Genomic DNA, 12750 nt, shown 5'->3' with positions numbered 1-12750 from the left:
CTTATCCTTTTAGTCCGCTCGCCGCCAGGAAGCCCTGCGTCACGCGGCGCTGGAAGGCCACGTAGGCCAGCGCCACCGGCATCGCGCCCAGCAGCGCGGCCGCCATCAGCTGGGCGTAGCGCACCCCGAAGGCGTCGTAGGTCTGGGTCAGCCCCAGCGGAATGGTCATCATATCGTTCGAGGTCACGATAATGAAGGGCCAGAGGAAGTTGTTCCAGGCCGCGATGAAGGTCACGATCGCCATCGCCCACACGATGTTCCCCGAGATCGGCAGGTAGACGCTCCACAGCACGCGCAGCGGACCGGCGCCATCCATCGTCGCGGCTTCACGGAAGTCGGCCGGGATCTCGTCGAAGAACTGCTTGAACACGTAGATGACCACCGGCGCCACCACCTGCGGCAGCACGATGCCGGCATAGCTGTTGATCAGGCCGAGCTGGTTCATGGTGCGGAACAGCGGCACCAGCAACGCTTCAAAAGGTAACAAGAAGGCCAGCATGGCGATGCCGAACAGGAGCGAGCGGCCGCGGAAGCGCAGCTGCGAGAAGGCATAGGCCGCCATCAGGCTGATCGCCATCGTCACCACCGTCACCAGCAGCGCCACCAGGAAGCTGTTGAAGAGCCAGCGCAGCACATTGCCGGCGGCGAGGGTCCTGGCGAAGGCGTCCAGGGTCCAGGTCTGCGGCAGCCAGTGGAAGTCGCTCGACACGGTTTCCAGTTCCGGCCGCAGCGCCGTCGACAAGGCCCACAGCAATGGTGTGGCCCACAGCGCGGCCAGCACCACGGCGGCGACCACGCCGACAATGGACCAGCCTATATTTGAACGCGCATTTATCCTTATAGTCATATGTCCCTCCTCGCCAGCCAGCGCACGACCCCCGCCTGCAGCGCCGACAGCAGGATCACGATGGTCACGAATGCCATCGCGATCGCCGCCGCGTAGCCGGCGTCGCTCTGGGTGAATGCGGTTTCGTACATGTAGTGCAGCGTGACCCGCGTGGTGTTGAAGGGCCCGCCGGAGGTCAGGATATAGGTCTGGCCGAACACCTTCAGCGAGGCGATGATCTGCAGGATCAGGGCGGTGGTCGCGACCGGGCGCAGGGCCGGCCAGGTAATCGAGTGGAACAGCGTGAATCCGCGCGCGCCGTCCAGTGCCGCGGCCTCGTACAAATCGGCCGGGATGTTGCGCAGGCCGGCCAGGAACAGCAGCATGTTGAAACCGACCGTCCACCAGACGGTGCCGATGGCGACCGCCGGCAGCGCCAAGTAGGGGTCCGCCAGCCAGGGCCGCTGGCCGCCGAGGATGTGGTTGATCACGCCGCTCGAGGGCTGCAGCATCCAGTCCGCAATCAGGGTCATCACCGAGATCGGCAGCACGAAGGGCAGGAAGAACACGCCCTGCAGCCAGGCCTGGGCCTTGACGAAGCGGTTCACCAGCAGCGCCATCACCAGGCCCAGCGCGGTGAGGGGGATCACGGTCAGCAGCGCGAAATAAAAGGTGTTCAGCACCGAGTCCCAGAACGCGGGGTCGTTCAGCAGCGTGTGGTAGTTGGCCAGGCCGACGAAGGCATTGGTGCGGGTCAGGCTGCTCTCGGTAAGGCTCATCCAGAAGGTGACGCCGGCCGGGACCAGGAAGAACAGCAGGAACACGATCAGGAAAGGCGCCAGCAGCGTCAATGCCGGCAAGCCTTCGCGGCGGGCGCTCCTCAAGGCCAGGTCGTTCGGCTTCATCCGGCGTTCATCCTTGGCTCCTCATTAATAACGTGGCGGCTGCTTGCGGACCAGGCGCGCGCCTTCCGTCTCGAAGCGATGGATCGCCTGCGCTGGCGTCATGTAGCCGTACAGCGCGGCCGGCAGGAACTTCGAGGCGATCGCTTCCAGCGGTCCGGCGGCGCCCATGTACCAGCCGTCCGGATCGTAGACCACGCTGTGCGCGGCTTCGGCGTACTGGGCATTCGGCTGCAGCGCCAGCGCTTCCGGCGATTCCGCCACCGCGCGGTAGGCCGGGATATGGCCGCCCTCGGCCCAGCCCATCGAGTGCTTGCCGACCCAGGCGACAAACGCCAGGATGGCCTTGACCTTGGCCGGGGACGGCGGATCGCCGGCGTTCGCTGGCATGGCGAAGGCGTGCGAATCGGCCCAGGCGCTGGCGTTCGCATACATCTTCGGCAGCGGGACGATGCCGTATTCGAAGCCCAGGGTGCCGGCCTTCGAGGCGCGCACCAGCTCCGGCACTTCCCACACCCCGTTCAGCATGAACGCGGCGCCGCCGCCCATGAACTGGCTGGTGGAGGCCGGGTAATCGAGGCCCGCCTGGGCATAGCCCTTGCGGAACCAGTCGCTGATGCGCGTCAGGGTCGCGGCGCCGGCCGCGCCGTAGCTGTACTGGCCCTTGCGGACGATGGCCACGTTCTGCTGGGCCAGCATGGACAGCCACAGGCGCCAGATCGCGAAGGAGTTCTGGCTGCTTTCCATGGTCAGGCCGCGGCGATGGCTGGCTTCGGTGGCGATGCGGAAGGCGTCGGTCAGCGCATCGACGCCTTCGATCGGCTTCAGCTTGCCGTCGGCGTCCAGCAGATTGGTCTGCTTGAGAAGGGTCTTGTTGTAATAGAGGACCAGCGGGTGCATGTCCAGCGGGACCGCCCAGGTCCGGCCCTGCCAGCGCGACTTCTCCCACTGGCGCGGCAGGTAGTCGCTGCCCTTCAGGCCGACCGCCGCCAGTTCGGCGTCCGCGATCGGGCGCAGCACGCCGCCGCCGGCCAGGTTGACCAGGCGCGACAGGTGCACGGTGGCCAGGTCCGGCCCGGCGCCGACCACGGACGAAGTGATCAGCTTCGTATAAAACGGCTCGCCCCATTTCAGGGTCGTGCTCACCACGCGCACCTCGCGCTGGCTGGCGTTGAAGTCCTCGACCAGGGCCCGCATGCGGGCGCCGTCGCCGCCGCTGAGCAGCGTCCACATCCTGACCTCAACCTGCGCCCACGCCGGCGCCGGCCCGGCGGCCAGCGTTACCAGCAGCGCGACGGCGGCGGCGAGGGTCCATCCTCGTCTCGCCACGTCGTATTCTCCATTTTCTTTATGATGTGCTGCCGGAGCGCTGCCGCCTTAGCTCAGGTATCCGGGTCAGGCCGCCTTGCGCCGCGCCCGCGCTCCCGCGCCGCCACGGCTCCGGCGCTCGAATCGGCCGGGACCGCTGGGCGGACTGGCCGGCGGATCGTCCGGACCCGGATCGTTCGGTCCCGCCACCGCACCGTCGACGACGCCCTGGCGCTCGCCCGGATAGGCTAACACTTCCGCAATTTCTCCGACGCGCGTCCATTCTATAGGGAAATCCGGCCCGCGCCGCGCCAGCCAGCGCCTGGCGTGGCCGAGCGGGTCGAGGTGCCAGTCCTGCAGATGGGCGTCGGGGCCGCGGGTGGCCCTGGCCAGCGCCTCCACCGGCGCCTTCGGCACCCGGTCCTCGGTCAGCAAGCCGTTCTTTTCGAGGAAGGTGTCGGTCAGCTGGGTATAGCAGAAGCCGGATAGCGGGCGGCAGGCATGGACCGCAGCCATCAGCCCCTGGTAGCGCGCCAGCAGCTCCTTGCCGTCCTTCGCCTTCGAATAGCCCCAGCCCGGCTCCTCGCTGGTCTTCATGAGGGCGACGCCGCCGAACTCGGACAGGAACAGCGGCTTGCCGACGCCGGTGAAACCGTCGATGAGCAGGCGCCGCCGGTCCGGCTGCACGTGCTGCAGGGTGTAGGCGACGGCGTCGCGGGTGCCGTAGCGTTCGACCAGCACCTTCGGGTCCTGTTCGTAGTCGTGCACGCAGACCAGGTCGCCGCATGGCATCTCCCAGCCGTCGTTGCCGACCACCGGGCGCGTGCCGTCCAGCGCGCGCGTCATGTGGTACAGGGCGCGCACGAAGTCGACCTGGCGGCGGTCGTTCATCAGTTCCGGCACGCCCCAGGATTCGTTGGTCGGCACCCAGGCCACGATGCAGGGGTGCGAGATGTCGCGCTCGACCAGCTCCTTCCACTCTTCCATCACGCCATGCACGGTGGCGCTCGAGAAGCCGTAGGCCGAGGGCATCTCGCCCCACACGCACAGGCCCAGCACGTCGCACCAGTAGAGCCAGCGCGGGTCTTCGGACTTCTGGTGCTTGCGCACGCCGTTGAAGCCGAGCCGCTTGATCAGCAGGACGTCGTGGCGCAGCTGGTCGCTCGAGGCCACCATCAGGCTGTCCGGCCAGTAGCCCTGGTCGAGCACCATGCGCAGATAATACGGGCGGCTGTTGAGCACGAAGCGGTCGCCCTCGACGCTCACCGTGCGCAGCGCGGTGTAGCTCTGCACGCTGTCGATCAGGTTGCCGTCGCTGGTCCTGATCTCGATCTCGGCCTCGATCAGCTGCGGGCTCTCCGGGCTCCACATCCACAGCGCCCGCGCATCGTCGATGCCGGGATCGGGCAGCTGGAAGATGCGCGACAGGCGCGGCCCGGTCAGCAGGCAGCGGTCCGCCACCAGCAGCTTGTCGCCGAGCTTCAGGGTGACGTTCGCCATCCCGCCTTCCGGCACGTGGGCAAGGTCGGCGTCGAGCCGGATCTGCCAGGACGCGACGTCGGCGGTCCAGCGCAGCTGGCTCACGTGGGCGCGCGGCACCTTCTCGATCCACACCGTGCGCCAGATGCCGCTGGAACGCGGATACCAGATCTTGTGCGGCTCCGGCTCCCAGTCCATCTTGCCGCGCGCCTTGTGCATGTCCTGCGGGTCGTCCTCGGCCTGCACCACGACCTCGAGCAGCGAACCGTCGAGGTGGCGGCTGACGTCGATCGAGAACGGGCTGTGGCCGCCGCGGTGCTCGACCGCGAAGCGGCCGTTGACCCACACGCGGGCGCGGTAGTTGACGGCGCCGAAATGCAGCATCAGGCGTTCGTCGCGCGAGGGCGCCATCGACGGGTCGAGCTGGATCTGGCGCTTGTACCAGACCCGGCGCCGGTAGCCGCGGTCATGCACGCCGCTGGCGCGCGCCTCGGGCGGATACGGGACCACGATGGTGCGGTCCCAGTCGACTTCCGATGGGTCGGCGCACACGGCGAGGTCGTCGAGCATGGCCTGCCATGGGCCATCCAGGCTGCGCCAGGCGGCGCGGCGCAATTGGGGGCGGGGATATTCCACGATCAGCTCCTGCTATTCTTATGCACCTATTTAATGACCCGCCGCAGCCGAAAGCAAGCGCTTTCGCCTGCCGTTACAACTGGTTTCACGCCCTGTATTTTTATGGCGACAGCGCACTGACGGCGACCCGCACGAAGGTGGCGCGCCGGCCGGCGCCGCCCATCGCGACCAGCCCCAGACGGGCGTCCCGGCCGAGGCGGTGCGTCCACGTTCCACCGCCGACCCAGTTGCGCCCATCCTGGCTGGAATACCCTGTATAACGTTCGAGGCCACCCTCCCGGTGGACATCGAGGCGCAGCCAGGTGGTGGCGCCGGGCGTGCCGGCCAGGGTGTTCCCGTAGCGCGGGTAATACCGCTCGGCGGGCGCCATCTCCTTCGCGAACTCGACCTGCCGCAGGCCTTCGCGCGCCATCTCGACCAGCTTGACGTAGTTGTCGTCGTCGCGCATCACCACCAGGCCGGCCTGCACCGCGGTGGTGCAGCAGTCGTCCGGCGCGGCCAGCCTGATTTCGGCCTCGATACGGACATCGCCCTGCGGCAGCGCGGCCTGCAGCACGCTGGCCGTGTTGCGGTCGACGTAGAGGTCGGCGTCCTGGGTGGCCAGCACCAGCCCCTCGCGGCCGAGCGACCATTCCTTGTCCGCGCGCGGCCGCAGCCAGGACCAGCGCGGGTTCAGTTCGCGGCCGCGGAAGTCCTCGCGCCACAGCGGCTTCAAGCGCGCGGCCGCCTGCACCGCCAGCGGCTGCGGATCGGCGCGCACGCCCTCGGTCACGATGGGCGCGGCCATCGCCCGGTCGCTCGGCGCCAGCCCGCCGCCCGCCACCGGCCAGCCGTCGACCCAGTCGATCCGGTCCAGCAGCGCCAGGCGCCGGGTCAGCTTGTCCTTCGCGCTGAAGAAGGACTCGGCCTGGTCGATGCCGTGGTAGATCGTCCACCACTGGCCGGCGGCGTCCGTGAACACGGTGTTGTGGCCGACGCCGATCCAGCGGTTGCCGTTCTGGAGCAGCAGCGGCGTGCCGCCCGCGCGGCCCTTCGCCATGTCGTTGCCGTAGCGGTCGAGGAAGGGCCCTTCCGGCCTGCGGGCGCGGCCCGTGTAGACCGCGTAGCCGGTCAGCGGGCCGTTGCAGCAGTCGGTGGCGGACGCGAACAGATACCACCAGCCGTCGCGGAACTTGACTTCCGCCCCCTCGTAGCGGCCGGGCGCGCCGACCGCGGTCGCCTCGCCTTCGGCGCGCAGGCCGTCATCGCTCAGCCGCGTCACGAAGATGCCGCCGCCGTAGCTGCCGTAGTAGAGGTATTTGCGCCCATCGGCCTCGATCACCTTGGGATCGAAGGTCCAGTGGAAGTTGCAGCCAGGCCTGGCGCGGCGCGGCATGACCACCGGCGTGGTGCTGGCGCGCCAGGGGCCGGTGGGCGAATCGGCCGTGGCGACGCCGATCGCGCTGTCGTTGCCGCAGCCCTTCTCGGGGCTGTGCTCGTCGACCACGTCGGTGACCGTGAAATAAAGGTAGTAGCGCCCGTTCAGGTATTCCGGCTCCGGCGCCCACAGGCCGGACGTCGGCGCCGCCAGGCCGGCCGGGCGATCGGAGAAGGCGTCGCTGACGAAGTCCCAGTGCACCAGGTCGGTGGAGCGGTAGATCGGGATCATGCGGAAATGCCAGCCGCCGTCCTTGCCGTTCGGGTCGCGCTCGCGCTTGCTGACCGGGTCGCTGGTGCAGTACATGTACCAGGTGGGCGCGCCGTTCTTTCCACCGGTGCGCGGGTCGCGCAGGACTGCCGGGTCGGCGCAGTTCTGGGCTGGTTCGCCACTGGCGAGGCGTACGGTCAGGGGGTTGTGGTAGGCGCGGGTGGAGGGGGCTGGACCGGCTGCGCCGGCGAATAGGGGCAGCGTCAGCAGGACCGCGGCCAGGGAGCGGAACGGGGGCATCGGTGTCTCCTCGGATTTTTGCGGAAGAGGATACCGTAGGGTCTGCGGGGGTGTTGCACGGTTGAAAACCGCCACTGCGGCGCCGGCCCGCACCCTCCGAATCGTCGTTCCCGCGAAGGCGGGAACCCAAGCCTCGGGTGAACAGTGAGGCTTGGGCAACACCACGAACTCGGATTCCCGCCTCCGCGGGAATGAGGTTTGCGGACAGCGGGCCACACGCACCGAACTTAATGCCCGGCCGTCTTCGAAAACAGATTCATCACCAGCACCCCGGCCAGAATCAGCGCCATCCCCGCCAGCGCCCCGGCATCCAGCTTCTGCCCATACAGCAGCCAGCCGGCCAGCGTGATCAGCACGATCCCCACCCCCGACCACACCGCATAGGTCACACCCAGCGGTATTGAACGCAGGGTGAGCGCCAGCATATAGAAAGCGATGCCGTAACCCAGCACCACCAGCACCGAGGGAAGCAGCCGCGTAAATCCGGCGCTGGCTTTCAGCGCCGTGGTCGCCACGGTTTCGGCGAGGATCGCGATCGCCAGGCACACCCAATTATTCATTTGTCGTCCTGTTCATGATTGAGTCGGCGATTATCGACGAGCCGCGCCCAAATCGCCACTCTGGTATCATGACGGCCTTTCCCAAGCCCTCTTGACGCCGATGCAGACCAGGACATTCCGCCGTTTCCTCGCGCTTGCCGCCTGCCTGCTGGCGGGCCTGGCCGGCGCGGCCTCGGCGGCCGAGGCGGTGCTGAAGCCGTGGCCGGCGAAGCAGGCGACGCCGCCGCTGCGCCTGTCCGGCCTGGACGGCAAGACCTGGGACCTGGACCAGCTGCGCGGCAAGGTCGTGGTGGTGAACTTCTGGGCCAGTTGGTGCGGCCCATGCGTGGATGAGCTGCCGGTGCTGAACGCGCTGGCGCGCCAGGATACGGGCAAGGTGGCCGTGGTCGGCGTGAACTACAAGGAGCCGCTCGACAGCATCGAGCGCTTTGCGAAAGAACACCCCTTCGCCTACCCGCTGCTGCGCGACCGGAATGGCGAGATGTTCAAGCAGTGGACCGCCGGCGTGATGCCGACCACGATCCTGGTCGACCGCCAGGGCCGCGCGCGCTGGCGCAGCGTGGGCGAGATCGGGGCCGGCGACACGCGCCTGAAAGCGGCAATCGATGCGCTCGCAGCGGAATAACGAATAACGAATAACGAATAACGAATAACCATCAATCCAGACTGGAAGACTCGACCATGGAAAACAAGAAACCGATGCACCGCCGCGCCGTCCTGAAAGCCGCCACCGGCGCCCTGCTGGCCGGCGCTTTGCCGCGCACCCTGCTGGCCCAGAACCAGGCGGCAGAAGCGGAGCGCCACTTCGATCCGCGCCCCGGCGACTGGAAGAGCTTCGAAGTCGTCACCCGCGTGAAGCTGCAGCGCGCCGCCGGCCCGTCGACGGTCTGGATTCCCCTGCCCTCGGTCGACACCGACTGGCAGCGCACGCTGTCGAACAACTGGTCCGGCAACGCCAAGAGCATGAAGGTCGGCAGCGATCCGCACTACGGGGCCCGCTTCCTGGTGGCCGAGTTCGACGGCAGCGCCCCGCCGGTGCTGGAAGTGGTGTCGCGCATCCAGACCCGCGACCGCGCCGAGAACTGGAAGAAGCCCAGCCCTGGCGCCGAGTCGAGCGACGACCTGCGCCTGTGGCTGCAGCCGACCGACCTGATGCCGCTGGACGGCATCGTCAGGAAGACCGCCCTGCAGATCACCTCGGGCGCGAAAACCGATGAAGACAAGGTCCAGCGCATCTACGACTGGATCGTGCTGAACACCTTCCGCGAGCCGAAAGTGAAAGGCTGCGGCACCGGCGACATCAAGACCATGCTGGAGACCGGCAATTTCGGCGGCAAGTGCGCCGACCTGAACGGCCTGTTCGTGGGCCTGTGCCGGGCAAGCGGCGTGCCGGCGCGCGACGTCTACGGCATCCGCATCGCCCCGAGCGCCTTCGGCTACAAGGAGCTGGGCGGCAAGCCGGCATCCCTGCAGGGCGCCCAGCACTGCCGCGCCGAGGTCTACCTGAAGCGCCACGGCTGGGTCGCGATGGACCCGGCCGACGTCGCCAAGGTGATGCGCCAGGAAACCCCGAACTGGATCAAGGATCCGGACCACCCGCTGGTCGCGCCGGTCAAGCAGGCGCTGTTCGGCGGCTGGGAAGGCAACTGGATGGGCTACAACTTCGCCCACGACGTGCGCCTGCCGGGCTTCGACGCCGGCAAGGTCGGCTTCCTGATGTACCCGCAGGCGGAAAGCCGCGGCGAAGCCTACGACGCGCTGGCGCCGGACAGCTTCGCCTACACCATCACTTCGCGCGCCATCTGAGGTACATGCGGCCATGGCAGCACCATCCGAACGCAGCGCCGGCAAGCTGATCGCCGTCGCCACCCTGGCGGCGATCCTGGCCTCGGCCTGCTGCGTGCTGCCACTGGTGCTGGTCCTGGTCGGCATCACCGGCGCCTGGATGGTGCACCTGACGGCGCTGAAGCCGCTGACGCCCTGGGCGATCGCCCTCACCCTGGGCGCACTGGGTTGGGCCGGCTGGCTGCTGTTCCGCCCCGCGGCCGCCTGCAGCGTCGACGACCCGGCCTGCGCCACCACGCGGCCGGCGATGCGCAAGCTGTTCCTCGGCTGCGCCGTGTTCATCGCCCTGCTGCTGGGCTTTCCGCTGATCGCTCCCCTGTTCTACTGAGGTCCTTCCATGAAAACCCTGCAAACCCTGTCCCTGATCGCCCTGCTGTCCGCCGCGCCCTTCGCATCGGCGAAACAGCAGACCGTCAAGCTCAACGTACCGACCATGGATTGCGCCACCTGCCCGATCACGATCAAGGCATCCCTGGTCAAGGTGCCGGGCGTGTCCAAGGTGCAAGTCAGCTATGAAAAGCGCGAAGCCGTGATCGTCTACGACGACGCCCAGGCGAGCGTGGCCGATCTCAAAAAGGCGACCGAAGATGTCGGCTATCCCTCGATGCTGAAGACCACCCGGTAGGGTGGGCACTCCGTGCCCACGCTTACGTTCGACCGCCGGTGTCGCGTGGGCACAGGGTGCCCACCCTACCGCAGGCGGTAAAGCTACCCGCAGGAAAGAACTGTTCTCGCCGTAATAGTTTGGAACAATTTCGTTCCGTGCGCGGCGCTATGCAGGATTACGATTCCTGCATGAACTTTACATTCTCCTCACCCGGTGCCGGGGCCTGCGCGGTCAAGTTGTGGGCCAGCGGACGCTACGGGTTCTCGCTGCCGAAGAAAGTCGACATCGTCAGCGGCGATGGCGACAAGGCCACCTTCTTCTACTACAACCGCAAGTTCCGCCTGACGGCAGAACTCAGCAACCGGGCCATCGTCAAGATCGCGATCGCCCAGTTCCTGGCCGGCGCCGGACGCGGCGAACCGACTGAAATCGACCACGACACCCCGCCCTACGAAGGCCCGCTCACACCGGTGCGCTCGTCCACGCCGCGCGCGCCGCTACGGGTGCGGCCGGGAAAATCCCACGCTCGCCTGCGGCCCGAACCGCAGGGCGAGCCGGCATTCGCGGACCAGTAGAGAGGACGAGACCACCATGCGACTCCAGTACTCACCGGCACAGCTCCGCATGCTCATCCAGCGCGCGGAGAACCAGTTCGAGCGCACGATCACGCAGTCCCTGGCCGCCGATCCCGGCGGCAGGCATGTCGCGCGCGCCGCGCACGCCGCCGTGCATGAAACCGTCGTCAGCCTGATCAAGCTGTTCCGCGACCAGATCCCGGGCGCGGCGGCGGTCGCGACCCAGCTGGCCCGCATCTACGCCAAGGGGGCCGACGCGAACGCCGGCGTGCCGACCCTGGACTGCCTGCGCCGCGTCGCCGAGCTGACGCGCGAGGCGCGGGAACACTATTTGCCGGCGACGGCGCCCGCCGATCCGGCAGCCGAGCCCGAACCCGAACGGCGGTAGACGCGCACGTAATCGACCAGCATCCGCTGCGGGAAGACCGTACTCGCATCCGGATTGCCGGGCCAGTCGCCGCCGACGGCCAGGTTGAGGATCACGAAGAAGGGGTGCTCGAACACCCAGTCGCCATTCACTAGCGCAGGACGCGCTGTGTGGTAAAGGACGCCGTCGCGGTACCAGCGGATCTCGCGCGCTTCCCATTCGACGGCGTAGAGGTGGAAGCCGTCGGCGAAGTCGGCGTCGATGCCGGAGGGCCTGCCGAAGGCGTGCTCGCCCGAGTAGCCGGGGCCGTGCAGCGTGCCGTGCACGGTCCTGGGCTCCTTGCCGATGTTCTCCATGATGTCGATCTCGCCGCAGCGCGGCCAGCCGCTCGCCGCGCAGTCGGCGCCCAGCAGCCAGAAGGCCGGCCAGATGCCCTGCCCGCGCGGGATCCTGATGCGCGCCTCGTAGCGGCCGTGGGTGCGCTCGAACAGGCCGGCGGTCTTGATCCGCGCCGAAGTGTACCGCATGCCGTCGCGGTTCTCGCGGCGCGCCTCGATCACGAGATTGCCGCCACCGACGCGCAGGTTTTCCGGACGCGCCGTGTAGACCTGCAGCTCGTTGTTGCCGAAGCCATGGCCGCCAAGCTCCGCGACCCATTTCGTGCGGTCGAGCGCCGTCCCATTGAATTCGTCGCTCCAGTCCAGCACCCAGTCCGGCCCCGCGTCCGCCTGCTTGGTCTTCACGTGGCGCATCAGGTTCAGGAAGGTGTCGGTCCACACCGTCTGGCGGTGCGCGGCAAGATAGGCCAGCAGCTCGCGGTGCGCCTCGTTCGAAGTCGCCAGGTGGTCGCCGCCGATGCCGTGGAAGGTGAAATTCACCATCGTCCCCTTCGCGTCGGCGCGCTTGACGATGGCGATCAGCTCCTGCCCGCTCAGGCCCACCGGGGCCAGCACCGGCACCGCCCACGGGTCGAGCGCCGCCATGTCGTCGATCACCCCGGATCCTTCGCCCGACTTGATGGCGACGAAGGCGCCGCGCAGGCCATCGACGTAATCCTTGCCCGCGGCCAGCCGGTCGCCGCAGGGCACGGTATAGGTGCGTTCATGGCCGCCGTCGATCGCCTGCAGCAGGGTATTCGCGAGCTCCACCTGGTCGCGCATCTGCTCGGCCGTGGTGGTATCGAGATCGCGCTGCGGCTGGACCCAGCCGCGGTCCGGCTTCGAGCGGGAGCACCGGTGGAACAGCGAGTGGTTGCCGAGTTCGTGGCCACTGCGGGCGGCGGCACGCCATTCCGTCATGCGCTTCCGCACGGACGGCTTGGACAACTCCAGGTAGAAGCTGGCCTTCAGGCCATGGCGGTCCAGGTCGGGAATCGCGTGGTCGAGCTGGGAATCGGCGGCGTCATCGTAGGCCAGGCTGACCGCGGCGCGGGCGCCGTTCGGCCAGCTAAAAGGGCCGGCGGCCAGCGCGGTATGGGCACACAAGGGCGCACACAGCAGCAGCGCCGCGGCCTGGATCAGGTTCCGGATCTTCATGGTTTGGCAGTCTCCTTGGTCTTGTTTTATGGGTCCGCTTGGAAACGTTCCCAGATCGGCGCCGACTATAGCATTTTGCAAGTGTTGCGTCCGCCACGCGCTTTCAATAAAAAATGAAAGTAACCCGTTGACAATTTTTTTTACTAATCATAAGATTCAGACAACTGAGATGGAAACGTTTCC

13 protein-coding genes are annotated in these 12750 nt (G+C 67.6%); 6 read left to right on the top strand and 7 right to left on the bottom strand.

Annotated features, from left to right (window positions below):
• Position 1 precedes the first annotated feature (1 nt).
• From ACFPO9_RS00310 to ACFPO9_RS00285, 6 genes are all read right to left on the bottom strand, one after another.
• Positions 2-847, bottom strand: a complete 846-nt coding sequence (locus ACFPO9_RS00310; protein ID WP_379765325.1) for a carbohydrate ABC transporter permease — start codon at positions 845-847, stop codon at positions 2-4.
• On the bottom strand, positions 844-1731 hold the full coding sequence (locus ACFPO9_RS00305; RefSeq protein WP_379765321.1) for a carbohydrate ABC transporter permease: 888 nt from the start codon (positions 1729-1731) through the stop codon (positions 844-846). Before ACFPO9_RS00305 ends, ACFPO9_RS00310 begins: the two co-directional genes overlap by 4 nt.
• 24 nt (positions 1732-1755) lie before the next feature.
• The gene (locus ACFPO9_RS00300; protein WP_379765319.1) at positions 1756-3057 is read right to left on the bottom strand and encodes an extracellular solute-binding protein; all 1302 of its coding nucleotides are present in this window, start codon (positions 3055-3057) and stop codon (positions 1756-1758) included.
• 66 nt (positions 3058-3123) lie between these two features.
• Positions 3124-5151: a glycoside hydrolase family 2 TIM barrel-domain containing protein gene (locus tag ACFPO9_RS00295; RefSeq protein ID WP_379765316.1), complete on the bottom strand. Its 2028-nt coding sequence runs from the start codon at positions 5149-5151 to the stop codon at positions 3124-3126.
• Positions 5152-5251: 100 nt separating this feature from the next.
• Positions 5252-7078 carry a family 43 glycosylhydrolase gene (locus ACFPO9_RS00290; RefSeq protein WP_379765311.1) on the bottom strand — a complete coding sequence of 609 codons (1827 nt, stop codon included), beginning with the start codon at positions 7076-7078 and terminating at the stop codon, positions 5252-5254.
• Between the two features lie 227 nt (positions 7079-7305).
• Positions 7306-7638, bottom strand: coding sequence for a DMT family transporter (locus ACFPO9_RS00285; protein ID WP_379765310.1), 333 nt, complete (start codon positions 7636-7638; stop codon positions 7306-7308).
• A gap of 100 nt (positions 7639-7738) precedes the next feature.
• Here ACFPO9_RS00285 and ACFPO9_RS00280 point away from each other — a divergent pair, with 100 nt between their 5' ends.
• From ACFPO9_RS00280 to ACFPO9_RS00255, 6 genes are all read left to right on the top strand, one after another.
• Positions 7739-8263 (top strand): TlpA family protein disulfide reductase, encoded by a 525-nt coding sequence (locus ACFPO9_RS00280; RefSeq protein WP_379765307.1) that lies wholly within the window; start codon positions 7739-7741, stop codon positions 8261-8263.
• A gap of 56 nt (positions 8264-8319) precedes the next feature.
• The gene (locus ACFPO9_RS00275) at positions 8320-9444 is read left to right on the top strand and encodes a transglutaminase-like domain-containing protein (protein WP_379765305.1); all 1125 of its coding nucleotides are present in this window, start codon (positions 8320-8322) and stop codon (positions 9442-9444) included.
• A gap of 13 nt (positions 9445-9457) precedes the next feature.
• Positions 9458-9811 carry a mercuric transporter MerT family protein gene (locus ACFPO9_RS00270; protein ID WP_379765303.1) on the top strand — a complete coding sequence of 118 codons (354 nt, stop codon included), beginning with the start codon at positions 9458-9460 and terminating at the stop codon, positions 9809-9811.
• 9 nt (positions 9812-9820) lie between these two features.
• Positions 9821-10108, top strand: coding sequence for a mercury resistance system periplasmic binding protein MerP (gene merP / locus ACFPO9_RS00265; RefSeq protein WP_379765300.1), 288 nt, complete (start codon positions 9821-9823; stop codon positions 10106-10108).
• Positions 10109-10278: 170 nt separating this feature from the next.
• Positions 10279-10665 (top strand): hypothetical protein, encoded by a 387-nt coding sequence (locus ACFPO9_RS00260; RefSeq protein WP_379765298.1) that lies wholly within the window; start codon positions 10279-10281, stop codon positions 10663-10665.
• A 16-nt stretch (positions 10666-10681) separates the two neighbouring features.
• Complete coding sequence (locus tag ACFPO9_RS00255; protein ID WP_379765296.1) at positions 10682-11053, top strand: hypothetical protein; 372 nt, start codon at positions 10682-10684, stop codon at positions 11051-11053.
• Here the strand turns inward: ACFPO9_RS00255 and ACFPO9_RS00250 are convergent.
• The gene (locus ACFPO9_RS00250; protein ID WP_379765293.1) at positions 10993-12567 is read right to left on the bottom strand and encodes a family 16 glycosylhydrolase; all 1575 of its coding nucleotides are present in this window, start codon (positions 12565-12567) and stop codon (positions 10993-10995) included. The genes ACFPO9_RS00255 and ACFPO9_RS00250 overlap by 61 nt on opposite strands.
• Between the last annotated feature and the right edge of the window lie 183 nt (positions 12568-12750).

The organism is Massilia aerilata (assembly GCF_042656905.1).
Classification (GTDB): domain Bacteria; phylum Pseudomonadota; class Gammaproteobacteria; order Burkholderiales; family Burkholderiaceae_D; genus Telluria; species Telluria aerilata.
This window is presented reverse-complemented; position numbering and strand designations above follow the sequence as displayed.